Origin of the sequence: Flavobacterium sp., assembly GCF_041392005.1 — a bacterium.
In the GTDB taxonomy this organism is placed as follows: Bacteria; Bacteroidota; Bacteroidia; order Flavobacteriales; family Flavobacteriaceae; genus Flavobacterium.
In genome coordinates this window covers 23,149-47,745 of sequence record NZ_JAWKMX010000006.1, presented here as the reverse complement: position 1 = coordinate 47,745, position 24,597 = coordinate 23,149, and the positions used below count along the sequence as shown (strand labels likewise).

General features: G+C 32.3%; 16 protein-coding genes and 2 tRNA genes. 11 read left to right on the top strand and 7 right to left on the bottom strand.

Going from position 1 to position 24,597, the window contains the following annotated elements; translation table 11 throughout:
- The first annotated feature begins 29 nt into the window (after positions 1–29).
- Positions 30–2,513: a DUF5686 family protein gene (locus R2808_RS04970; RefSeq protein ID WP_371269855.1), complete on the top strand. Its 2,484-nt coding sequence runs from the start codon at positions 30–32 to the stop codon at positions 2,511–2,513.
- A gap of 41 nt (positions 2,514–2,554) precedes the next feature.
- Positions 2,555–3,085: an inorganic diphosphatase gene (locus R2808_RS04965; protein ID WP_371269854.1), complete on the top strand. Its 531-nt coding sequence runs from the start codon at positions 2,555–2,557 to the stop codon at positions 3,083–3,085.
- 36 nt (positions 3,086–3,121) lie between these two features.
- On the opposite strand, the gene R2808_RS04960 is transcribed toward R2808_RS04965, so the two are convergent.
- Positions 3,122–4,903 carry a hypothetical protein gene (locus R2808_RS04960; RefSeq protein WP_371269853.1) on the bottom strand — a complete coding sequence of 594 codons (1,782 nt, stop codon included), beginning with the start codon at positions 4,901–4,903 and terminating at the stop codon, positions 3,122–3,124.
- A gap of 128 nt (positions 4,904–5,031) precedes the next feature.
- Here R2808_RS04960 and R2808_RS04955 point away from each other — a divergent pair, with 128 nt between their 5' ends.
- Together R2808_RS04955 and R2808_RS04950 are read left to right on the top strand one after the other, a co-directional pair.
- Positions 5,032–7,596 carry a sodium-translocating pyrophosphatase gene (locus R2808_RS04955; protein ID WP_371269852.1) on the top strand — a complete coding sequence of 855 codons (2,565 nt, stop codon included), beginning with the start codon at positions 5,032–5,034 and terminating at the stop codon, positions 7,594–7,596.
- 93 nt (positions 7,597–7,689) lie between these two features.
- A complete protein-coding gene (locus tag R2808_RS04950; RefSeq protein WP_371269851.1) occupies positions 7,690–8,229 on the top strand; it encodes an RNA methyltransferase in 540 nt (179 codons plus the stop codon).
- 20 nt (positions 8,230–8,249) lie between these two features.
- On the opposite strand, the gene R2808_RS04945 is transcribed toward R2808_RS04950, so the two are convergent.
- Together R2808_RS04945 and folK are read right to left on the bottom strand one after the other, a co-directional pair.
- Positions 8,250–8,417 (bottom strand): hypothetical protein, encoded by a 168-nt coding sequence (locus R2808_RS04945; protein WP_371269850.1) that lies wholly within the window; start codon positions 8,415–8,417, stop codon positions 8,250–8,252.
- A 159-nt stretch (positions 8,418–8,576) separates the two neighbouring features.
- Positions 8,577–9,719: a 2-amino-4-hydroxy-6-hydroxymethyldihydropteridine diphosphokinase gene (folK, locus tag R2808_RS04940; protein ID WP_371269849.1), complete on the bottom strand. Its 1,143-nt coding sequence runs from the start codon at positions 9,717–9,719 to the stop codon at positions 8,577–8,579.
- Between the two features lie 115 nt (positions 9,720–9,834).
- Between folK and sppA the strand changes: the two genes are divergently transcribed.
- The gene (sppA, locus tag R2808_RS04935) at positions 9,835–11,601 is read left to right on the top strand and encodes a signal peptide peptidase SppA (RefSeq protein ID WP_371269848.1); all 1,767 of its coding nucleotides are present in this window, start codon (positions 9,835–9,837) and stop codon (positions 11,599–11,601) included.
- A 132-nt stretch (positions 11,602–11,733) separates the two neighbouring features.
- Positions 11,734–14,352, top strand: coding sequence for an AsmA-like C-terminal region-containing protein (locus R2808_RS04930; RefSeq protein WP_371269847.1), 2,619 nt, complete (start codon positions 11,734–11,736; stop codon positions 14,350–14,352).
- A 59-nt stretch (positions 14,353–14,411) separates the two neighbouring features.
- On the opposite strand, the gene rsmG is transcribed toward R2808_RS04930, so the two are convergent.
- Positions 14,412–15,041: a 16S rRNA (guanine(527)-N(7))-methyltransferase RsmG gene (gene rsmG / locus R2808_RS04925; RefSeq protein ID WP_371269846.1), complete on the bottom strand. Its 630-nt coding sequence runs from the start codon at positions 15,039–15,041 to the stop codon at positions 14,412–14,414.
- A 90-nt stretch (positions 15,042–15,131) separates the two neighbouring features.
- Here rsmG and R2808_RS04920 point away from each other — a divergent pair, with 90 nt between their 5' ends.
- Positions 15,132–16,226 carry a fatty acid desaturase gene (locus R2808_RS04920; protein ID WP_371269845.1) on the top strand — a complete coding sequence of 365 codons (1,095 nt, stop codon included), beginning with the start codon at positions 15,132–15,134 and terminating at the stop codon, positions 16,224–16,226.
- A gap of 20 nt (positions 16,227–16,246) precedes the next feature.
- A complete protein-coding gene (locus R2808_RS04915) occupies positions 16,247–17,434 on the top strand; it encodes a pyridoxal phosphate-dependent aminotransferase (RefSeq protein WP_371269844.1) in 1,188 nt (395 codons plus the stop codon).
- Between the two features lie 35 nt (positions 17,435–17,469).
- Here R2808_RS04915 and R2808_RS04910 read toward each other — a convergent pair.
- Positions 17,470–17,542, bottom strand: a tRNA-Gly gene (locus R2808_RS04910).
- A gap of 28 nt (positions 17,543–17,570) precedes the next feature.
- Positions 17,571–17,643 (bottom strand) — tRNA-Gly (locus R2808_RS04905).
- A gap of 317 nt (positions 17,644–17,960) precedes the next feature.
- Here R2808_RS04905 and R2808_RS04900 point away from each other — a divergent pair.
- Entirely contained in the window at positions 17,961–19,541 is a 1,581-nt protein-coding gene (locus R2808_RS04900; RefSeq protein WP_371269843.1) for a murein L,D-transpeptidase, read from the top strand.
- On the opposite strand, the gene R2808_RS04895 is transcribed toward R2808_RS04900, so the two are convergent.
- Positions 19,530–20,285, bottom strand: coding sequence for a murein L,D-transpeptidase catalytic domain family protein (locus tag R2808_RS04895; protein WP_371269842.1), 756 nt, complete (start codon positions 20,283–20,285; stop codon positions 19,530–19,532). The genes R2808_RS04900 and R2808_RS04895 overlap by 12 nt on opposite strands.
- Positions 20,286–20,507: 222 nt before the next feature.
- Here R2808_RS04895 and R2808_RS04890 point away from each other — a divergent pair, with 222 nt between their 5' ends.
- On the top strand, positions 20,508–22,916 hold the full coding sequence (locus R2808_RS04890; RefSeq protein ID WP_371269841.1) for a DUF5916 domain-containing protein: 2,409 nt from the start codon (positions 20,508–20,510) through the stop codon (positions 22,914–22,916).
- A 74-nt stretch (positions 22,917–22,990) separates the two neighbouring features.
- On the top strand, positions 22,991–24,508 hold the full coding sequence (gpmI, locus tag R2808_RS04885) for a 2,3-bisphosphoglycerate-independent phosphoglycerate mutase (RefSeq protein WP_371269895.1): 1,518 nt from the start codon (positions 22,991–22,993) through the stop codon (positions 24,506–24,508).
- The last annotated feature ends 89 nt before the right edge of the window (positions 24,509–24,597 follow it).

Here is a 24,597-nt window from a genome sequence, read left to right as displayed (position 1 = left end):
CTGATGAAGTTTTTTTTTAAATAAAAACAATGATTAGAAACTTTATATTTTTCTTGTTCGTATCTACAATTAGTTTTTCGCAAACAAAAGTAGGTGGAAAAGTTGTAGATGAATCTGGCGAACCTTTGCCATTTGTAAATGTGTTTTTTAAAAACTCTAAAGTAGGTGTTATAACCGACGAAAAAGGAATGTTTTATTTCGAATCGCCAGAAACCTATTCTATTTTAGTAACTTCTTTTATGGGGTTCGAAACTAAAGAAATTCCACTAAAAAAAGGATTAAACGCTAAACTTAATATTGTGCTAAAAGAAAGCACAACAGAGTTAAGAGGAATTGCTATTTATTCTGGTAAAACGTCAAAAAAAGATAATCCTGCACTAGATATTTTACGAAAAATTTGGGCTCGAAAGCGTAAAAACGGCCTGCATATGTTCGACCAATATAAATACGACAAGTATGAAAAGGTTGAATTTGACATGAATACAATAGATAGCGCTTTTATGAATAGCAAGGTTTTTAAAGGAATGGAATTTATCTTTAACAATATCGACACCTCTAAAATTACAGGAAAAACCTATTTACCCATATTTATTAACGAAAGTGCAAGCGAAGTTTATGGCGATAATATCTTACAAAAAGAAAAAGAAATTTTAAAAGGAAATAAAAACTCGGGTTTTGGTCAGGGTGAAGGCGTTAATACTTTTATTAAAGATTTATATGCCGATTACGATATTTACAATAATTATCTTAAATTTTTCGATAAAGATTTTGTTAGTCCACTTTCTAGAACAGGAATTAATGTTTATAACTATGTGTTAAACGATAGTGCCTTTATCGATAATAAATGGTGTTATAATATAGTATATTACCCTAGGCGAAAAGGCGAACTTACCTTTAAAGGCGATTTTTGGGTTAACGATTCTACTTGGGCTATTAAACAAATTAATTTAGAAGCAAATAAAAGCGCTAACATAAACTGGGTAAAAGAAATTTATATAGAACAAGAGTTTGATGTTTTAAACGATTCTGTTTTTTTACTAAAACGCGATTATATGATGTCTGATTTTAGTATATCTAAAAAAGAAGAATCAAAAGGGGTTTATGGAAAACGTACAACAATTTTAAAAAATCATATTTTTAACGAACCTAAAGACGATAAGTTTTACCGAGAAGAAGTTAATTTTTACGACAATCAAGTTTTTAATCAATCTGATGAATTTTGGCAAGACAAACGATTTGAAAAATTAAGTAAAGACGAAGAAGGTATTTACAAAATGCTCGACACTTTAAAAACAGTACCCAAGTTTAAAAAAGTGTACAATTTAGCAACCATACTGGCTAGTGGTTATATAGAAATGGATAAATACAATTTTGATTATGGCCCTATTTTTTCAACCTTTGGATATAACGATGTAGAAGGAATCCGACTTAGAGCAGGAGGCAGAACTTACTTCGGGCCAAACGACAGATGGCGCGTACAAGGTTATACAGCTTACGGGTTTAAAGATGATAAATTTAAATATGGTTTTCTTGGTAAATGGATGGTTAATACTAAAAACAGGTTAATACTATCGTTAGGAAACAGAAGAGATGTAGAACAAATAGGAGTAAGCCTAACCACTTCAAACGATGTTTTAGGAAGAAGTTTTGCCTCGTCATCATTATTTTCTACAGGTATAAACGACAAATTAACGAGTGTTAACCTAACTACACTAGGTGCCGAAATAGAACCTTTAAAAAATGTAATGTTCCAATTGAATCTTTCGCACAGGCGTTTGCATTCGGCCTCTAGTACTTTTAGTTTAGATTATTATACCGATGCTGCAAGAACACAAATAGAAAGCGAAGTTAAACAATCGGAAATTAATTTTGTAGTAGAATATACTCCAGGAAGAAAAACAGTGGGTTATGGTGTAGATAGGCTGGAAGTAGATAACAATTATCCTCGATTTTTTGTTAGCTATAGCAACGGTTTTAAAGGAATAATGGAAAGTGATTTTGACTACCAAAAACTGCAATTGTTTTACAGACAACCAGCTTTAATAGGTGGTTTTGGGCGATTATTTACAACTTTTGAAGCCGGAAAAACATTTGGTAAAGTTCCCTTAGGACTTATGGGTATTATTCCAGGAAATCAATCGTGGTTTGTTATAGAAAATACGTACAATTTGCTAGATTATTACGATTTTGTTGCCGATGAGTATGCTTCACTTCATTTTGAACATCATTTTAACGGAAGATTATTATCTAGAATTCCAGGTTTACGAAAATTAAATCTTCGCGAAATTATAGGAATTAAAGGAGTTTATGGAACAGTATCTAACGAAAATAAATTACTTAATGCCTCTGGTTTAACCTATGTTTCACCAGAAGATATTTATTGGGAATATCATGCAGGAATAGGAAATATTTTTAAAGTGCTGCGAATAGATTGCGCTTGGCGTGGTAGTTATTTAGATATGCCAAATGCCCGAAAGTTTGCTGTTAAAGCTTCGTTTGGCTTTTATTTTTAAGAAGCTTATATTTGCACTCTTTTTTTTAAAATTTATATCCTATGACAATAGATAAAGTAACCACTTTTGATGTGCTTATTGAAATTCCTAAAGGTAGTAGAAACAAATACGAATACGATTTTGAACTCAAGAAAATACGTTACGATCGTATGTTGTTTTCCTCTATGATGTATCCTGCAGATTATGGTTTTATTCCTGAAACTTTAGCGTTAGACGGCGACCCGCTAGATGTTTTGGTTTTAGTAACCGAACCAACTTTTCCAGGCTGTGTTATGGAAGTAAAACCAATTGGTGTTTTTCATATGGCCGATGATAAAGGTCCTGATGAAAAGGTAATTTGCGTACCTGTTTCAGATCCTATTTGGAACAAACTACACGATTTATCCGATATTAATCCGCATTTATTAAAAGAAATTGAACACTTTTTTCAAGTGTATAAAGATTTAGAACATAAACAAGTAGATGTAGAAGGTTGGGGCGATGTAAACGAGGCAAAAGAAATTTTTGTAAAATGTTATAATCGTTTTCAAAATTTAGAAAATAAACCAGAAGGATTATTTAGTATAAAATAAAAAAAATCGGTTCTAAAAGAACCGATTTTTTTTATTTTAATTATCATTTAAATTTACTGCTTTAACCCAAATTTCATCAAAATATCGCTGATTAAATAAAGTAATTATTTCGTCTAAATTCTCAGTATAATGTAAATATACATAATTATACTGATTTGCTTCGTTGTAAAACATTTTAGCGGTAATATTGTTTTTATCGAGTATTTTTTTTACAAACCGATTAGCGTTTAGCACATTTCCAAAAACACCTACAACTAAATAATAGCCAGCTTTAACGTTAGCAACTCTAGTGTTTTCTACAGGATAATTTTCTATAAAACGTTTAATTTCTTGCGCATTTTCAGATGTGTAATTTTCTGTAGCAGTATTCGTATTTTTAGCAATAGTTGTGCTAGTAACTTTGGTATCAATTGGCGCTACGGTGTTTTGGTTTTCTGTAACAATAACGGTGTTCTTTGTAACAACAGTGTTACTTTTACTACTGTTTTCCATTTTAGTTTCAACAACTTCTTGTTTAATTATAGGTTTTTCTGTTGATTCAATTACCGGATCAACTGTTTTGGTTACTTCTTTTGTGTTGCTTAAACTTTCATTGGTTGTACTACTATTGGTTAGTTCTTCATTTTCTTCAACTTTAGCATAATCGGTTTCTTTAGTATCTGTGTTATTAGGCAATATGGCTACAAAGGTTTCATTAGGAAGAATCGCTTTTATGCTAAATCCTAAAAAATATAAGTACGTTCTATCGTATTTACTCGATAGTTTTAAAGTAGCTTTAGACGCATTGTTTGGAATAGGCGTGCTAAAGTCGTTTTGATAGGGAAACTGCATAACATCAAACCCTAATGTGTTTAAGCTATTTGGGTTTCGCGCAGAAAAATCTTCGTTTCCAATTGTAATAGAGCTACTAAAAAAATTACTATTTTCTTTAGCGGGGTTTACTAGTTTGTAAAAACGTTCGTCTAAATTGGTTTGTAAAGAAACATCGTCTCCTTTTAAATTATAATCGCCTTCTAAAGAAGCCATTGTAATATTTGTTTCTATAGTTCCTTGGCTAGGCGTTGTAAAATCGTCAATAGTAAATAAATTAGGTTCTTTAAAAATAGAAATAAATCCGTCTAATAAAGTAACTTGTTTGGTTGCTGTAGCATTTTCGTCTTCAACTACTACAAATAAACTCCAACCTCCAGAAACGCCTCCTTCTACAGTTCCTTGTGTTGCTTTTATATTGGCAACAGTATAAGTTCCATTAATCGATTTTTGTTTCGATAGTAAATCTGTAACATCGGCAAAAACAACATATGGACTATTGGTTATATAATCTTTCTTGTTAGAACCATCAAAAATAATTTTACCTTTAATGTCTATATAATTATTAGAATTAGGAAGTTTTAACTTTACCTTAGAAAAGTTGTTTCTGTTTTGATCAATAGGTTTATAATAATATTTTTGTTTTGCTTTGTTTTGAATGTATTCTACTTCGTTACATGGGTACGTTGCACTCCAGTATAAACCAGCAAATTTTATAGTGCTAACGGGAATAGTTACTAACAAATCGGCCGAGCTAGAACTAAAAGTAGAAGGATCATTATCAATATCAATATAATTCATAACAAACTCGTCATTTAGTTTGCTACTAGCGTCTTTAACGTTATAAGGAGTGTTGGCGTCGTTAGATTTATCAACTCTGTTTACAATACTGTTCGCTGCAAAAAACAAATCGCCTTTTACATAATCTTTATAGCGTACACTCAATTTTTCTTGAGCTGTAGAAAAAAACGAAAGTGTTACAAATAGTAAAAAGTATAAAAATTTCATAATAAGTTAATTTACTCAAAAATAAACATTTAAAAATAGTTGTAACCACAAAAAAAGCAATAAATTATATTTTTTTTATTAACAATTATTAACACTATATTTGCCAGACTTATTAAAAATTAATTTTTATGGAAAAAATGATAATTTACTTACCCATTGCACTGTCAATCGTAGGTTTACTATTTATGTTTATTAAAATGGCTTGGGTAAAAAACCAAGCAGCAGGAAGCGAAAAAATGCAAGGTATTTCAAAAGCAATTAAAGAAGGCGCTTTAGCTTTTTTAAATGCAGAATATCGATTGTTGCTCATTTTCGTAATAATTGCATCAATAGCACTTTTTGGAATTTCTTATATTGTAGATACAACTAGTTGGATGATTGTTCCAGCGTTCATTATTGGTGCTATTTTTTCTGCATTAGCAGGAAATATAGGTATGCGTATTGCTACCGATGCCAATGCGCGTACTGCCGAAGCAGCAAAAACTAGTTTACCACAAGCGTTAAAAGTATCGTTTGGTGGTGGAACAGTAATGGGACTTGGTGTTGCAGGTTTGGCAGTTTTAGGATTAAGTTTATTATTCCTTATTTTTATAAAAATGTTTGTAACTGGCGAAGGTTCATTTTATGATGAAATGACAATTGCCTTAGAAACACTTGCTGGTTTCTCTCTGGGAGCTGAATCTATTGCACTTTTTGCTCGTGTAGGTGGGGGAATTTATACTAAAGCTGCCGATGTAGGTGCCGATTTAGTAGGTAAAGTAGAAGCAGGAATTCCTGAAGACGACCCGCGTAACCCAGCTACAATTGCTGATAACGTAGGAGACAATGTAGGTGATGTGGCAGGTATGGGTGCCGATTTATTTGGCAGCTATGTTGCAACAGTTTTGGCAGCAATGGTATTAGGTAATTATCTAATTAAAGATATGTCGGTTACAGCACCATTTACAGATGCGTTTAATAATATGGGACCAATTTTACTTCCTATAGCTATTGCTGGAGTTGGAATTTTAGCTTCAATTATTGGTACGTTTTTAGTGAGAATTTCAAGTAACGATGCAAAAGAAGCACAAGTGCAAAAAGCACTAGACACAGGTAACTGGGGTGCTATTTTATTAACATTAGTTGCGAGTTGGTTCTTAATCGATTGGATGTTGCCAGAAACTATGAATATGAAGTTCTTTGGCGAAGGTTATAAAGAAGTTTCGTCATTAAACGTATTTCTTGCAGCTTGTATAGGTCTTGCAGTTGGCGCATTAATTTCATTTGTAACGGCATATTATACATCATTAGGTAAAAAACCAGTTTTAGATATTGTAAAAAATAGTTCTACAGGTGCAGCAACTAATATTATTGCTGGTTTGGCTGTAGGTATGAAATCTACTTTTGCTTCTGTTATATTGTTTGCTGCGGCTATTTACGGCTCGTATGCTTTAGCAGGATTTTACGGCGTGGCTTTAGCCGCTTCTGCAATGATGGCTACAACAGCTATGCAGTTGGCTATTGATGCTTTTGGACCAATTGCTGATAACGCAGGTGGTGTTGCCGAAATGAGTGAGTTAGATCCAGAAGTACGCGAACGTACCGATATTTTAGATTCGGTTGGAAATACAACGGCAGCTGTAGGAAAAGGTTTTGCAATTGCTTCTGCGGCATTAACAGCTTTGGCTTTATTCGCGGCTTATGTAACTTTTACAGGTATCGATGGAATTAACATTTTTAAAGCCGATGTTTTAGCAATGTTATTTGTAGGAGGAATGATTCCTGTTATTTTCTCGGCTTTGGCAATGCAATCAGTAGGTAAAGCGGCAATGGAAATGGTACAAGAAGTGCGTCGTCAGTTCCGTGAAATTCCAGGTATTATGGAAGGAACAGGAACGCCAGAATATGCAAAATGTGTTGATATTTCTACAAAAGCAGCGCTTAAAGAAATGCTTTTACCAGGTTTAATTACAATCATTACGCCTATCATTATCGGATTAGTATTTGGTGCAGAACCACTTGGCGGTTATATGGCAGGTGTATGTGTAAGTGGTGTTATGTGGGCTATTTTCCAAAATAACGCTGGTGGTGCTTGGGACAACGCAAAAAAATCATTTGAAGCAGGTGTTGAAATTAATGGCGAAATGACTTATAAAGGTTCCGATGCTCACAAAGCAGCAGTTACTGGAGATACTGTTGGCGATCCATTTAAAGACACATCTGGTCCATCAATGAATATTTTGATTAAATTAACGTGTTTAGTTGGTTTAGTAATTGCCCCAATTTTAGGTAACGGACACGGAGCCGCATCTCAAGGCGCTTGTTGCGATAACGATAAAAAAGAAATGCACTGTGCTGCTGATAAAAGTTGTGATTTGTCAGATTGTGCCACTATGACAAAAGAAGAATGTGCTAAAATGTGCGACGAAAAAGGTTGTTCAGAAGAATGTAAGGCAAAATGTTTAGCACAATATGATGAAAATGGAAAATATATTGGCGATAAAAAAGAACATGTTCACGGACCAAATTGCAATCATGGAGAAGAGCATACATTAATTGATGTACAAGTAAAAAAAGAAGATTTAGGTAACGGAAAAGTTAAAGCATCAGTACAAATTGCTAAAGAAGTAAACGGAGAAGAAATTCTAGAAGAACACGTTTTTGAAGGAACCGATTTAGAAGTACAAGCAAAAATTGACGCTTTAGCAAAATAATTCAATAGTAAGTTTTTCAATCTGAACTCGTTTCAGATTCTAAAAAACCTAACAGACTTTAAAAACCTGTTAGGTTTTTTCTATTTTTGCAGCATGAGAAAATTAGCCAACGAAGAACTAAACCGCATAAGTAAAGAAGCATTTAAACAAGCCGATAAAACACCAATAATTGTGGTTTTAGACGATATACGAAGTTTGCACAATATTGGTTCGGTTTTTAGAAGTAGCGATGCTTTTTTAATTGAAAAAATATATTTGTGTGGTATTACGGCAACGCCACCTAATAAAGAAATTCATAAAACAGCTTTAGGGGCAACCGAAACCGTTACGTGGGAATATCAAGAAAATGTACTCGATGTAATTCATCGGTTAAAAAACGAACAGGTAAAAGTTTTTTCTATTGAACAAACAGAAAATGCTATTATGCTGAATAATTTTCAAGTAGAAACGAACAAACGTTACGCGTTAATTTTTGGTAACGAAGTAAAAGGTGTTTCGCAAGAAGCAATTGACTTGAGTGATGGTGTAATCGAAATTCCGCAGCTAGGCAGTAAACATTCACTAAATATTTCGGTTAGTGCCGGAATTGTTATTTGGGATTTGTTTCAGAAAATTTTGGCGAAAAATAAGTAATAGTCTAGTTAGGGTTTTGTTTATTTTATAGAGTCATTTTTATCATCAATGAATTCCATTTTAGTAATAATTTCTCCAGCAAATTGATGGACTAAATCATATCCATTTCCAAGAGAGATATTTTTAAAAGGAATTTTATATCCATTTTTAGTCCCTTTCTCTTTTAGACTTGACAATGTAATTGTCATAATTTCCTTTTTTGTAGATTTTATATAATTCAAATTCTTCTCCAACATAATCATTATACCACGAACTTGGATGACCTTTTGAAATTATTTTGATGTATTTTTTTTCTACTAAATTTACTGTTTTATCCATATTTAAATGATATTTTACATAAACAACAGTTATACACTATTCTTCAACTTTTTATTAACTTCCTCTAAAACCGCTACATAATCTTCCTGATTATTCACAAAATCCAAATCCGAAACATCTAAAATTAAAACATTCAAATCGGGTTGTGTTTTAATATAATCAAGATAACCTCGATTAATTTTCTCTAAATAATCAGCAGGAATGTCTTGTTCGTAATTTCTACCACGTTTTTTAATATTTTCGAGTAAACGTTCTGTGTTTTGATACAAATAAATATACAAATCGGGTTTTGGCATTTCTTTATAAATAATGTCAAACATTGTTTTGTATAAGCGGTATTCGTCTTCTTGTAGTGTAACTTTAGCAAAAATTAACGATTTAAAAATATGATAATCGGCAACAATAAAATCTTTAAACAAATCAAATTGTGCTAAATCGTCTGTTAATTGTTGGTAGCGATCCGCCAAAAACGACATTTCAAGCGGAAAAGCATATCGCGCTTGGTCTTTATAAAATTTCGGTAAAAACGGATTATCGGCAAAGCGTTCTAAAACCAATTTAGCATTAAAATCTTCCGCTATTTTGCTAGAAAGTGTGGTTTTTCCAGCACCAATATTTCCTTCAATGGCAATATAATTGAATTTTTCTAATTGAATTTTAGCCAATGGATTTTCAATTTTAGCAAAAAAAGCACAAACAGAAGTATCAGTAGTAGTAGTTAATAATTCCGAAACCGATTTTTTTAAAATAGGATGTGTCCATTGCAAACCTAAATCGGCAAATGGTTGTAGTACAAATTTTCTGTTGTGCATTTTAGAATGCGGAACAATTAAATTTTTTTCGGTAATAATTTCCTCGTTACAAGCAATAATATCTAAGTCTAACGTTCGTGAAGCATAACCCGAAACGCGATTCCGAATTCTACCAAATTGCTCTTCAATACGCAACAATTCAGTTAAAATTTCAACCGCTGTTTTAGGTGTGTGAAGTAATAAAACCCCATTTAAAAAAGCATCGCCATTAAAACCCCAAGCGGGTGTTTCATAAATAGAAGAAATTTTTACAACAGTAGCCACGTTTTGATGAATTGCTAAAATAGCGTTTTCAATAATTTGTAAACGATTGTCTAAATTACTTCCAAACGAAATTAATATTTGATTTTGAGGTTTCATTACTGGCAAAGAAACAAACAATTTTATTGTTATCTAAATCAAAAAATAATTTTTTATGAACATGTAACAATTAAATACTATTACCTACTAATTGTTAAAATTTAAATTACATAAAATGAGATTTTTAGGAAATGTACTCGCAACTATTGTTGGAATTTTTATTTTCTGTATGCTGTTTTTTTTCGGCATACTATTATTAGGCGTTATTGCTGGCGGCGATAGCGAAACGGTTAAAGTTAAAGATAATTCGGTTATAGAACTCGATTTGTCAGAGGTTTCTCTAGACTATGCAGGGAAAGTAAATTTTAAAGATTTTAATTATTTCGAATCAAATCATAATGGATTAATAGATGTTATAAACGCTATCGATTATGCAAAAACAGACGATAAAATAAAAGGAATTTCTATTTTAAATAACTTCTCAACGTTAGGCTTAGCGCAAAGTAAAGCACTTCGTGATAAGTTAGAAGATTTTAAATCGTCAGGAAAATTTGTAGTAGCGTATTCTAATTATTTAACGCAAAGCGATTATTATGTAAACTCGGTGGCCGATTCGGTTTACTTAAACCCTGTTGGCGAACTCGATTTTAAAGGCTTGGCTTCTGAGATTTTATACATGAAAGAATTGCAACAAAAAACGGGTGTAAAAATGGAAGTTTTACGACATGGTAAATATAAAAGCGCTGTAGAGCCTTTTTTAACCCAAGAAATGAGTCCAGAGAATCGCGAACAAATTACAGTATTGTTAAACGAAGCTTGGCAAACTATTGTTAGCGATGTTTCTAAAAGTAGAAATATTTCGGTAGATTCATTAAATGCTATTGCTAATACATTAGGGGCACGCACACCCGAAATGGCATTGGCTACAAAATTAATCGATAAAATAGCGTATGAAGATCAATACCATGGTGCTATTCGAAAAAAATTATCGGTTAAAGAAGATGAAGATTACGAAACTGTAAGTATTTTAGATTATACTAAAAAAGTAGCTACAACAGCAACAGACTATACTAAAGATGATATTGTGGCTATAATTTATGCGCAAGGCGAAATTCAAGGTGGCGAAGGGGATGTAAACATTATTGGCGAAGGTTCTATAAAACGTTCATTAAAAGAAGCGCGCGAAGACGACGATGTAAAAGCAATTGTTTTACGTGTCGATAGTCCAGGCGGAAGCGCATTAACCTCTGAATTAATTTGGAGAGAAATTGAAATTACTAAAAAAGTAAAACCTGTAGTAGTTTCTATGGGTAATGTAGCTGCTTCTGGCGGTTACTACATTGCGTGTAATGCTAACAGAATTTTTGCCGAACCAAGTACCATTACAGGCTCCATAGGTGTTTTTGGAATGTTACCAAACTTTAAAGAATTAGCCGATAATATAGGCGTTAATGCAGAGCAGGTTACTACACATAACCTTTCAGCAGGGTATAGTCCTTTCGAACCAATAAACGAAGAGTACAAAACAATTGCATTAGAAAGCATTGAAACTATTTACACTAATTTTATTAATCGCGTAGCAACTGGCAGAAAAATGACACCAGAGCAAGTAGATGCTATTGCCCAAGGTAGAGTTTGGTTAGGAACCGATGCACTAAAAAATGGTTTAGTAGATGAAATAGGCGGACTAGACGATGCAATTACTTATGCTGCAAAGCAAGCTAAAACAAATTCTTACAGAATTGAAAATTACCCAGAATACGAAAAAGATTTCAACGATTTATTGGCACAATTTACAGGTTTTGCAATGTTTAAATCAGAAGAAATGTTGCTTAAAGAACAATTAGGCGAAGAAAACTATCAGGTTCTACAACAAATTAAAAAAGCCAATAAATTAAAGGGTGTACAAGCCATAATGCCTTATACTATAAAAATAAAATAAGTTATTTTAAGTTTTTGTATAAAAGCTGTTTCTATTTAGAAGCAGCTTTTTAATTTATAATTAACATAACTTACTAAAAATGGCAGTATTTTTGTAAATAAAAAACCCAATAGTTAGTAAAATAGTGTTAAAATGAAGAAATTTTTAAAATGGACAGGTATTACGCTTCTTGTTGTAATAATTGCTTTAGCAGCAGCTCCTTTTTTGTTTAAAGATAAAATAAAAGCAGCCGTTTTAAAAGCTGTAAACGAAAATGTTAATGCCAAAGTTTCTGTTGACGATGTCGATTTAAGTTTGCTAAAGAGTTTTCCTCAAGCCAATGTTTCGCTTACTAAAATTTGCATTGTTAACACAGCGCCATTCGAAGGCGACACTTTGTTTTATTCGGGCGAGTTAAACCTTAAAATGAGTGTAAAGGAACTTTTTAAAGACAGTAGCGAAACCATGAATTTGGAAAGTTTTGCGACCAAAAACGCTATTGTAAACGTTCATATAAATAAAGAAGGTGTAGCCAATTACGATATTGCCCTAAAAACAGAAGAAACCGAAGATAATTCAAAAAGCACACCATTTAATCTAAATATTCAAAGTTATGAAGTAGAAAATTTAAAACTAATATATTTAGACGAAGGTTCTGATATGAAACTGGTTTTAAACGAATTTAATCATACTGGAAAAGGAAATTTTGCAGCTCAAAAGCTCGATTTAGATACCAAAACCAACACCAAATTATCTTTTGATATGGGTGGCACTAACTACATGAAAAATGTAGCACTAAATCTTGATGCCGTTTTAGGAATAGACCTCGATGCGATGAAATTCGAATTTAAAGAAAACAAAGCATTAGTTAATCAATTACCTTTAGAGTTTAATGGTTTTTTACAAATGGTAGAAGACGGACAGTTGTATAACCTTACATTCAAAACGCCAACTTCCGATTTTAAAAATTTTTTAGGATTAGTGCCAGAAGTTTACGCAGGAAATATTAATCAAGTAAAAACAACGGGCGAATTTGCTGTTTCGGGTAAGGTTAATGGTAAATTAACAGAAAAAACCATTCCAAAATTCAATGTTCAGTTACAATCAAATAACGCTTCATTTCAATACCCCGATTTGCCAAAAGGTGTAAAAAATATTGTAATCAACACGCATATTGTAAACGAAACAGGCGCAATGAACGATACGTTTGTTAATCTCGATAAATTATCGTTTGCTATCGATCAAGATGTATTTAATGCAAGTGCTACAATCAAAAATTTTATGCAAAATGCGCTAGTAAACGCCAAGCTAAACGGAACAGTTAACCTTGCAAACGTTACAAAAGCGTATCCTGTAAAATTGGAAAAACCATTAACTGGAATTTTAAAAGCCAATGTTACTACAAAGTTCGATATGAATTCGGTTGAAAAAAGCCAATATCAAAATATCGAAAATTCGGGAACAATGAGCTTAACAGGTTTTCAATATGAAGGAGAAGAAATGGCAAAACCTTTTAAAATTAACGAAACAGCAATTACATTTAATCCGAATCATATTAGTTTAAATTCTTTTGATGCCAAAACGGGCGATAGCGATTTAAAAGTAAGTGGAACGTTAGATAATTTTTACGGATTTTTATTTAAAAACCAAGTTTTAAAAGGAAACTTCAAATTAAATGCTACTAAATTTGTAGTAGCCGATTTTATGGCGCCAACTACTAAAACATCGGCCGAAACAGGTAAAAAAACAACCGAAGCTGTTAAAATCCCATCGTTTTTAGATTGTAGTTTAACCGCAAATGCAGCAACAGTGGTGTACGATAACCTTAACTTAAAAAATGTTTCGGGTAACTTGGTTATTAAAGATGAGGCGGTTGCTTTAAGCAATTTAAAAATGGACGTTTTTGATGGAAGCATTGCTTTAAACGGAACTGTTTCTACAAAAGGAACAACGCCAAAATTTAATATGAATTTAGGTTTAAATACGGTAAACATAGCGCAATCGTTTACAGCTCTAGATATGCTTAAAAATATTGCACCAATTGCAGGTGTAATTAACGGAAAATTAAATTCAACTATTAATGTCTCGGGTGATTTAACACAAGATATGACACCCGATTTAAAAACACTTTCAGGCGATTTATTCGGACAACTATTAGCTACAAGTATAAATGAGAGTAACTCGAAATTATTAAATTCGTTAAGTTCTAATGTTAAATTTATTGATGTAAATAAATTAAATTTAAACGATGTAAAAGCGGCATTAACCTTTAAAGACGGACGAGTGGCTTTAAAACCTGTGGCCCTTAAATACCAAGATGTTGGTATTACACTAGATGGAACACATGGTTTTGATCAAAGTATGGCCTATAATGTTACGTTCGATGTTCCTGCAAAATATTTAGGAACCGAAGTAAATTCGTTATTAAGTAAGTTATCGCCTAGCGATCAACAAAAAGTGCAAAATATACCAGTAACCGCTAATTTAACAGGAAGTTTTACAAATCCATCAATAAAAACTGATGTAAAATCGGCTACGACCAATTTGGTGAACCAATTAGTTGCTATGCAAAAAGACAAATTAATTGATAAAGGAAAAGATATTGTAGGAGGCTTGCTGGGCGGAGGAAAAAATACTTCACAAAACACCAACGCTACTGAAACCGATACTACAAAAACCACAACTACCACTAATCAAGTAAAAGATCAGGTAAAAGATGGTGTTAAAGATGCTTTAAATGGTTTGTTTGGTAAGAAAAAGAAGAAAGAATAATTTCTTAATTAATAGTTACAATAACTAAAAAAAGGTTGGTTCTAAGAACCAACCTTTTTTTATGATTTATACTTTAATGGAAGATGCACTACTTTTTTAGTTTCAAAGAAATCTTCAGTAAAAAAATCGGCTAAATTATACTGTGTGGTTTTTTTATAAATGGACAATTCTTCGGTTAAATCGCCACCTTTTAAGTATAAAATTCCGTTGGCTAACTCGTGATTTTGTTCTTTTGCAATTTTACCTTTTATCCATTTTACAAAATCGGGCATGTTGGTAACAGCTCTACTTACAATAAAATCGAATTTTTCGGTAACTAATTCGGCTCTTTTTTGCTCGGCTTTTAGGTTTTGCAAACCTATAGCAGTAGCAATTTCATTTACCACTTTAATTTTTTTAGCAATAACATCTATTAAATAGAACTGTGTTTCAGGAAATAAAATGGCTAGTGGAATACCTGGAAATCCTCCGCCTGTTCCCACATCCATTACTTTAGCATTTGCGTTAAACGTAATAACTTTTGCAATTCCTAGAGAATGTAAAACATGACGCAAGTATAATTCTTCTATATCTTTTCTAGAAATTACATTTATTTTAGCGTTCCAGTCAATGTATAAAGGGTATAATGCCTCAAATTGTTTAATTTGTTTTTCAGATAAATTTGGGAAATATTTTAAAAGTAATTCCATATTTTAAATTTTCAACAAAAGTACAGTTTTAAACAACATTTTTTAGAATAATTGTTACCTTTGAAAGCATAATTACAGAATTAAAATAAAATGAATAAAACAACACCCATTTTTGCAAAAAAAGATGCTTCTAATTTTTTTAGAATTCTTAATAAAAGAGTGAATACTTATTTTAAAGAAAACAATTTAAAGAAAACAGGAAACTGGCGCCTTCACTTTAAAACATTTGTTATGTTTACTTTGTTTTTAGCTCCTTATTTCTTTTTAATTTCTATGAATATGCCTTTCTGGGTATATTTACTACTTAATGTGGTAATAGGAGTGGGTATGGCTGGAGTAGGAATGAACGTAATGCACGATGGCAACCATGGTTCGTATTCAGAAAAAAGTTGGGTAAACAAAATAATGGGCGGAAGTATTTATATTTTAGCAGGAAATGTTTACAACTGGCAAGTACAACACAATGTTTTACATCATACTTATACTAATATTCACGGGCACGATGAAGATTTAGATGCTGGAAAAATTATTCGTTTTACGAAACAAGCAAAGTGGCATCGCTTTCATAAATTTCAGCATTATTATTCTATTTTTTTATACGGTTTATTAACGTTTAACTGGGCAATTACTACCGATTTTTTACAAATGAAGCGTTACTTAAAACGCAAACTTTCATACGGAGAGTTTAAAAAACCTTCTGTGCAATGGACAACATTAGTTATAACTAAAGTAATTTATTTTTCCATTTGGTTAGTTGTGCCAATGCTTATGGGAATTGTTTGGTGGAAAGTGTTGCTCGGTTTTGTGGTAATGCACTACACTGCCGGGTTAATATTAAGCATTGTGTTTCAATTAGCTCACGTAGTTGAAGATACTAAAAACCCTTCGCCAAATGAAGAAGGCGAGTTAGAAAATACTTGGGCTGTTCATCAATTGTTTACTACGGCTAATTTTGCACCTAAAAATTGGCTTATAAATTATTATACTGGTGGTTTAAACCATCAAATAGAGCATCATATTTTTCCAAATATTAGCCATATACATTATAATAAAATTGCAAAAATTGTAAAGGAAACGGCTAAAGAATGTAATTTACCGTATTACGAATTTAAATCGACTCGTTCGGCTATTCTATCGCATTTTAAACACTTAAAAGAACTTGGAAAAAAACCTCAATTAGCATAATTAAAAACAATACAACAATAATGAACGCTGTTTTATCTGAAAGAATAAACAATTTAGCTGTATCGCAAACTTTAGCAATGGCAGCTTTAGCAAGAGAGCTTAAAGCACAAGGAAAAGATATTATTAGTTTAAGTTTAGGCGAGCCCGATTTTAATACTCCCGATTTTATTAAAGAAGCAGCAAAACAAGCTATAGACGATAACTTTTCTACATATTCACCTGTAGATGGTTATGCCGATTTAAAACAGTCCATTAGTGCTAAGTTTAAACGCGATAATAATTTGGACTATAAACCTTCTCAAATTGTGGTGTCAACTGGAGCTAAACAAGCACTTTACAATATTGCCCAAGTTATGTTAAACGAAGGCGATGAGGTAATTTTGCCAGCACCATATTGGGTAAGTTATTATGAAATAATAAAACTGTCTGGAGGTGTTCCTATTGAAGTGCCTACTTCTGTAGCTAGTAATTTTAAAATTACACCCGATCAATTAGAAAATGCAATTACACCTAAAACAAAAATGATGTGGTTTAGCTCGCCATGTAATCCATCAGGTTCGGTTTATAGCGAAGCAGAGCTAAAAGCGTTAGCCAATGTGTTAAAAAAATATCCTAGCATTTATGTGGTTTCTGATGAAATTTATGAACATATAAATTATACAAATAGTTATTGCAGTATAGGCGCTATTGACGGAATGGAAAACAATACTATTACCGTAAATGGTGTTTCTAAAGCTTTTGCAATGACAGGATGGCGAATAGGCTATATAGGCGCACCAGAATTTATTGCTAAAGCTTGTACAAAAATACAAGGACAAGTTACTAGTGGTGCAAATTCTATTGCACAAAGGGCTACAAAAGCTGCAGTAGAAGCCGATCCTTCCGTTATTAATTATATGGTAGAGGCATTTAAAAATAGAAGGCAATTAGTATATAATTTATTATCGGAAATTCCTGGTTTTAAACTAACCTTACCCGAGGGTGCTTTTTATTTTTTACCCGATGTTTCGGCCTATTTTGGCAAAACAATTAAAGGAAAAGAAATAAAAGACGCTAACGATTTTGCTATGTTTTTATTAGCCGAAGCAAATGTTGCCACTGTAACAGGAGAAGCTTTTGGAAATCCTAATTGTATTAGGCTTTCGTATGCTACTAGCGAAGAACTCTTGAAAGAAGCAATAAAAAGAATTAAAGAAGTATTACAATAAAAAAAGGCTATTGAAAAATAGCCTTTTTTAGTAAGAGCGGGAGACGAGGTTCGAACTCGCGACATTCAGCTTGGAAGGCTGACGCTCTACCAACTGAGCTACTCCCGCAATAAAATTTATTTCCAGTAAGATTAAGAGCGGGAGACGAGGCTCGAACTCGCGACAACCAGCTTGGAAGGCTGGAGCTCTACCAACTGAGCTACTCCCGCATTACAAAAATTACTTTTGTGGGTGCAAATATACTTTAAAAGAATATTGAAATGCAAATTTTTTTATTTTTTTTCAAATTCTTAATATAATCTTTTAGCTACTCTATGTAACTGTCTCATAATTATTCACTTTGTGGTTTTAATATTTCTGTACAATTTATTAAAAGCAATTTTTTTTATGTTTTTAAGAAAAAATACTAGTAAAAAATGTATCTTTAAGGGTAATAATACAAAAGCTATTTCTAAAATAAGCTACCTTTGGCACATAGTTTGCTACAAGCGGAGTAGCTTTAATTTGTTTAAGATTTTGTAACTATATGCTAAAAAAACTACTTTATATTTTTACAGTTGTAGTAATAATATATTCTTGTAAAAAGGAAACACAACAAACTTCCGATGCGGAAAAGGTTTTTTCTAGCCAAGTACAATTCTATAAAATACCAGAAAACACATTAAAACTATTAAACGATAGTTTACAATTGTATTATAAAAAAAACAATAACGAACCGCTATGGAATTCATTTAAAAATAGACAAGATTTAATTAATGAAATTAATAACTGTTTTGCAGATGGTTTAAACCCTGATGACTATTATTATGAAAAAATTAAGTTATTAGAAACCAATAGAAATCAATTATCAGAAAATGAATTAATTGCTTACGATACATTGCTAACATCTGCGTATAAAAAATTAGCTACGCATTTGTATAGTGGAAAGCTAAACCCTACCAAACTTTATAACGATTGGGATTTAGGCAAAAAGCGAATAGCCTTATCCGATACGCTTATAAACACTATTGTAAAAGAAAATATTCCACTATCATTTAAAAATTTACGGCCTAATCATTCTATATACATTGCTTTAAAAAAGAGTTTAGCCCTTTTAGAAAGTTATCCTAACGATACGTTTAAAAAAATTTCGATTGCTAAAAAAATAGAACTCAATGACACAGTTGCAGATGTAATTTCTATAAAAAAACGTTTACGCTATTGGAATGATTATACTGTAAACGACAGTGTTTATACATCTGTTTACGACAGTATAACGTATTTAGCAATTAAAAAATTTCAAAAGCGACATGGTTTAAAACCCGATGGGGTAATAGGAAAAGGTACTATAGAAGCATTAAACTATTCAAAAGAAGAACGAAAACATCAAATTATTGCTAATTTAGAACGATGGAAATGGTTTCCTAGAAATTTTGGAAACGAATATGTAATTGTAAATTTACCCGATTATTCATTAAATTACGTTATTAATAACGATACAGTTTCACACCATACAGTTGTTGTAGGTAAAAAAAGCCGTAGAACACCTATTTTAATCTCGAAGATTTCAAATTTAGTGTTTAACCCTACTTGGACTGTTCCACCAACTATCATAAAAGAAGATTTAACACCAGCCGCCACTAAAAACCGCAATTATTTTAACCGCAATAATATGGTAATTATAAATCGTTCTGGCGATACTATTTCGCCCGCAAATTGGAATCCGGAGTTGGCTAAATCGTATCGTTATGTGCAGCGGCCAAGTGCCAACAACTCGTTAGGTTTGGTAAAATTTAATTTCCCTAATAAACGTTTGGTTTATTTGCACGATACCAATCATCGTAATTATTTTTCTAGAGAAGATAAAGCCTTAAGTTCGGGTTGCGTTCGTGTCGAAAATCCGTTCAATTTGGCCGAAAAAATATTAGTTCAAGAAGATAAAGAATTTTGGAATAAAGCAACAATAGATTCTATTTTGATAAAAAAGAAAACAAAATCAGTAGCAATTAAACACGCTATAAATGTTTATTTGTTGTACTGGACGAGTTGGTCTAATAAAGATGAATTAATTTTTAGAGATGATATTTATGCACTTGATGAAAAGTTATACAAAGCACTACGAAACTAATTTCGATTTTTGCACATAACTTCTCGATGGATGATAAATAAATAAAACCGATTTGTTTTTTATTACTTCTATCAGTTTATCGCTAACCGCATACGAAACAGCTGGGCAACCATAGCTTCTGCCAAGACGTTTGTTCTGTTTAATAAAAGTGTTCGATACATAATCGGCTCCATGAATAACCACTGCTCTTTGGCGAGCATTGTCGTTAATTCCGTATTCTAAGCCATCTAAACGTAGCGAATTTCCGTGTTTTCCTTGATACGATTCGCCAGTTAAATAAAACCCTAAACTACTTTGATACGATTCTGAAGTATTCGAAAATTTTGTAGCAAATTCTTCTCCAGAGTTTCTGCCGTGTGCTACTAAAGTTTGCATAATTACTTTTTGCAATTTCATATCAATAACCCACATACGTTCTACATTAGATGATAAACTAAAATCAACAAGCGTTAATATTTCGTTTTCTATTTTTCCTTGTTTTCGTAATTGCTCATAGCCTTCAAAAGCTTTTAAAAAACTTTCAAATTTTGGTAACGAATACTGTGTAGCCTCAATGTTGTCGTAAAATAACTTACAGTTAGCTTCAAAAGAAGCCACTTCTTTTTTTGCTAATAGTTTGGGTTTCGAAACACTATCTATTACAGTAGTGTTTTCTGTTGTTTTTAATGGTATTTCCTTTTTTATAGAAATAGTTGATAATGATAAAAAACTTAAAAGTAAAAAAGATAAAATTTTGTAAGTCATTGGTAACTAGAAGTGTGTTTTTTATTTTGCAAGTGCCAAATATATTTATTTTTTCTTACCAAACAAATTTTTTATTGCTGTTTTCGTATAAATAAATAATAAAACTTGCTTTTTTAACAGTTTTGGTTACTTTTTTTTATCGAGTATTTATTTTGTAAAATACTGTTTTTACTTAATCAATCAAAAATCACTTTTAGTATATTTGTAAAAATATGCTCCCGAATGTTAACAAAGTTATTTTATTCCATTATTTTCTTTTTTGTTTCGTTTGTATTGCTCAGCCAAAATGAAAAGAAAAAAATTGCAGCTAGCAAAACTACAAGTACTATAACTATTGATGGCGAGCTACTCGAAAACGACTGGCAAAATGCTGATGTTGCTTCTAATTTTATAATGTTTGATCCCGATAACGGCAAGCCAATTCCTGATGAATTTAAAACAGAAGTAAAAGTTTTATACAATGACGATGCTGTTTATATAGGTGCTGTTATGTACGATAATGAGCCTTCGAAAATAATGCGCGAAATTACCGAAAGAGACGATTTTGGGAGCTCCGATTTTTTTGGAATTTTTATAAACGGATTCAACGATGGGCAACAAGATTTTAGATTTTTAATAAACGCTGCAAATGGCCAAGCCGATTGTGTAGCCACAGACCAATCGGGAGAAGACTATAGTTGGAATGCTATTTGGCTAAGCAAAGTTAAAATAACCGATTTTGGCTGGGTTGTCGAAGTTAAAATTCCGTATGCCGCATTGCGTTTTTCTAACGAAAATAAGCAAATATGGGGCATTAATTTTATGCGAGAAATTAGACGAAAACGACAAAAATTTACTTGGAACTATATTAACACGCAACTAGGAACTATTATTCAACAAGCAGGTGTTTTGTCGGGTATAGAAAATATAAAAACACCAACGCGATTATTTCTTATTCCGTATGCGTCTGGTTATGCTTATGCCTCATCTACTCAAAAAACAGCTACCGAATTTAAAGGCGGATTAGACGTAAAATACGGTATAAACGATGCGTTTACACTTGATGCTATACTAATTCCCGATTTTGGACAAACCAAGTTTGATAATGTTGTTTTAAATTTAGGACCATTTGAACAGCAGTTTAACGAAAACCGTCCGTTTTTTACCGAAGGGATTGAACTTTTTAGTAAAGGAAATTTATTGTATTCAAGAAGAATAGGTGCAGTTCCTAATTTGGCTATTAATTTAGAAGAAAATGAAACCATTTCAGAAATGCCTTCGACTATAAATTTGTTAAACGCACTTAAAATTTCGGGACGCGATAAAAATGGGTTAGGTGTGGGTTTTTTAAATGCCATTACCGAAAAAACAACAACTACAGCTTATAATAGTGTTGCAAATACAAAACGTGAAGTAGTAGTTTCGCCTTTAACTAATTATAATGTAACGGTTTTAGACCAGCGGTTTAATCAAAATTCATCGGTTAGCTTAATTAATACGAATGTTACACGAAACGGAAGCTTTAGAGATGCTAATGTTTTAGGTATTTTGTTCGATTTAAATAATAAAAAAAATTCATTCAATTTTTCGGGCGATATGAAAATGAGTTCGGTGTACGATGCTACTAATACTTCAGGTTACAACACGTCGTTGTTTCTTGGCAAAACATCTGGTAAAATTCGCTTTTCATCAGGTGTTAATTATATTTCTGAAGATTTTGATAATAATGATTTAGGTATCAATTTTCAAACCAACTTTACTTCGTGGTATAGCAATGCTAATTATCGAATTTTAAACCCAACCAAATGGTTTAATACGTTTAGGGTAAACTTAAATTCGTATTTTGAATATAATAATACTACAGGCAGAATACAATCGAGTGAGTTTAATGTTAATGTAAATTCAACCAATAAGAAAAATCATTTTTTTGGTGGCGGTCTTAACTATAATCCATTTCTTCAATACGATTATTATGAACCACGACAAAATGGTCGTTATGTAATTTTGCCCGAATATTTTTATGGTTGGTTGTACTTTTCTTCTAATTATAATTACAAATTTGCTATAGACGTAAATCCATATACTACAATAACTTCTGAAAACGGAAGATACAGTTACGGTATTACCATTGGTCCAAGATACCGTTTTAGTAATAGATTAAATGTAATAGTAAACTTCGATATTTTTAAACAATTTGACAATGTAGGTTTTATCGATTCAGATGCGGCTACTATTTATTTTGCAAAACGCAATAGAGATACTTATACGAGTTCTGTTTCGAGCAAATATTCTATAAATAGCAATATGAATTTTAATCTTACAGTTCGTCATTATTGGTCCTATGCCGAAAACAATTCATTTTTTGCACTTGAAGATAACGGAACGTTAACAGCAACCAATTACACAGGCAATAAAAATTCTAATTTTAGCACGTGGAATTTAGATTTATCGTACTCGTGGTGGTTTGCTCCAGGTAGCCAAATTTCGGTTTTATACCGCAATAATGCCAATACTTTTTCAAGAGAAATAAACAGAGATTTTGGAAAAAATTTCAATACATTATTAACCGATAATCTTAACCATGTTTTTTCAATAAGCGTTCGGTATTATATCGATTATAATCAAGCTAAAAATTGGTTTAAGAAAAACTAAAACGTTTTCGTAATTTTTACTAGTAAAAAATAGCATAGGCTAACATTTTATTATCTTTGTAAAAACCAAAAATGATGAACAAAAAAGTTATTTTAATGATACTTGATGGTTGGGGAAAATCGCCCGATCCAAAAGTTTCTGCTATCGATAATGCACAAACTCCTTTTATAGATTCGTTATATACAAAATATGCAAATGCCCAACTTAGAACCGATGGTTTAAACGTGGGTTTGCCCGACGGACAAATGGGGAACTCGGAAGTAGGACATATGAACTTAGGTGCTGGACGCATTGTTTACCAAGATTTAGCAAAAATTAATTTAGCGGTTGAAAATAAAGCCTTGCAAAACGAAAAAGTTTTGTTAGAAGCCCTACAATATGCCAAAGGAAATAACAAGCCTGTTCATTTTTTAGGATTGCTTTCCGATGGCGGCGTTCATAGTCATACGTCACATTTACGCGGATTGTTAGATGTTGCGGTTAATTTTGGTTTAAACGATTTATTTGTACACGCTTTTACCGATGGTCGAGATGTTGACCCAAAATCGGGAGCATTATACTTAGAAGATTTAAATAATTATTGTTACAATAAGCCTGTAAAATTAGCTTCTGTAATTGGTCGCTATTATGCAATGGATAGAGATAAACGCTGGGAACGCATAAAACTAGCTTACGATTTAGTGGTTAATGCAGAAGGAGAGCCAAGTAAAGATGCGGTTTTGTCTATTTTAGAAAGTTACAAAAACGAAATTACAGACGAATTTGTAAAACCAATTGTAATGGTAAACGAAAATAACGAACCTGTTGCCAAGATAAAAGATGGCGATGTTGTTATTTTCTTCAATTTTAGAACCGATAGAGGTCGTGAACTTACCGAAGCCTTATCGCAAAAAGATTTTCACGAGCAAAACATGCACAAGCTCAACTTGTATTATGTTACCATGACAAATTACGATGAAACCTTTAACAATGTTAACGTAATTTACGATAAAGACAATTTAACCGAAACTTTAGGAGAAGTTTTAGAAAAAGCAGGTAAAAAACAAATTCGTATTGCCGAAACCGAAAAATATCCACACGTAACCTTTTTCTTTTCGGGCGGACGCGAAGAACCTTTTAAAGGCGAAATGCGAATTTTGAAAAATTCTCCAAAAGTAGCAACCTACGATTTACAACCCGAAATGAGTGCCTACGAATTGCGCGATGCGTTATTACCAGAATTAAACAAGCAAGAAGCCGATTTTGTGTGTTTAAACTTTGCAAATGGCGATATGGTTGGTCATACAGGTGTAATGGAAGCGGCTATTAAAGCTTGCGAAGCTGTAGATGTTTGTGTAAAAGATGTGGTAGAAACAGCATTAGCAAATGGTTACACCACACTTTTAATTGCCGATCACGGTAATTGTGAAACCATGATTAACCCAGACGGTTCGCCAAATACAGCACATACAACAAATCCTGTCCCATTAATTTTAATAGACCCTGATAGAAAAATAATTCACAACGGTGTTTTAGGCGATATGGCACCTACTATTTTAGAAATAATGGGTGTGCCAAAACCAGATGCTATGACGGGTAAATCGTTGTTATAATAGAAAGCTACTTTTAGTAGCTTTTTTTAGTGTATTTTCTAAAATAAAAGTTAAACTATTTTAAATTAATAGTAATACTTTTATATTTG

Bases quoted from the DNA above. Each gene is read 5' to 3' on its own strand.
- R2808_RS04965 (WP_371269854.1), top strand. From the start codon at position 2,555: ATGACAATAGATAAAGTAACCACTTTTGATGTGCTTATTGAAATTCCT.
- R2808_RS04890 (WP_371269841.1), top strand. From the start codon at position 20,508: ATGTTAACAAAGTTATTTTATTCCATTATTTTCTTTTTTGTTTCGTTT.
- folK (WP_371269849.1), bottom strand. From the start codon at position 9,719: ATGAAACCTCAAAATCAAATATTAATTTCGTTTGGAAGTAATTTAGAC.
- R2808_RS04955 (WP_371269852.1), top strand. From the start codon at position 5,032: ATGGAAAAAATGATAATTTACTTACCCATTGCACTGTCAATCGTAGGT.
- sppA (WP_371269848.1), top strand. From the start codon at position 9,835: ATGAGATTTTTAGGAAATGTACTCGCAACTATTGTTGGAATTTTTATT.
- R2808_RS04945 (WP_371269850.1), bottom strand. From the start codon at position 8,417: ATGACAATTACATTGTCAAGTCTAAAAGAGAAAGGGACTAAAAATGGA.
- R2808_RS04970 (WP_371269855.1), top strand. From the start codon at position 30: ATGATTAGAAACTTTATATTTTTCTTGTTCGTATCTACAATTAGTTTT.
- R2808_RS04950 (WP_371269851.1), top strand. From the start codon at position 7,690: ATGAGAAAATTAGCCAACGAAGAACTAAACCGCATAAGTAAAGAAGCA.
- R2808_RS04900 (WP_371269843.1), top strand. From the start codon at position 17,961: ATGCTAAAAAAACTACTTTATATTTTTACAGTTGTAGTAATAATATAT.
- R2808_RS04920 (WP_371269845.1), top strand. From the start codon at position 15,132: ATGAATAAAACAACACCCATTTTTGCAAAAAAAGATGCTTCTAATTTT.
- R2808_RS04960 (WP_371269853.1), bottom strand. From the start codon at position 4,903: ATGAAATTTTTATACTTTTTACTATTTGTAACACTTTCGTTTTTTTCT.
- gpmI (WP_371269895.1), top strand. From the start codon at position 22,991: ATGAACAAAAAAGTTATTTTAATGATACTTGATGGTTGGGGAAAATCG.
- R2808_RS04895 (WP_371269842.1), bottom strand. From the start codon at position 20,285: ATGACTTACAAAATTTTATCTTTTTTACTTTTAAGTTTTTTATCATTA.
- R2808_RS04930 (WP_371269847.1), top strand. From the start codon at position 11,734: ATGAAGAAATTTTTAAAATGGACAGGTATTACGCTTCTTGTTGTAATA.
- rsmG (WP_371269846.1), bottom strand. From the start codon at position 15,041: ATGGAATTACTTTTAAAATATTTCCCAAATTTATCTGAAAAACAAATT.
- R2808_RS04915 (WP_371269844.1), top strand. From the start codon at position 16,247: ATGAACGCTGTTTTATCTGAAAGAATAAACAATTTAGCTGTATCGCAA.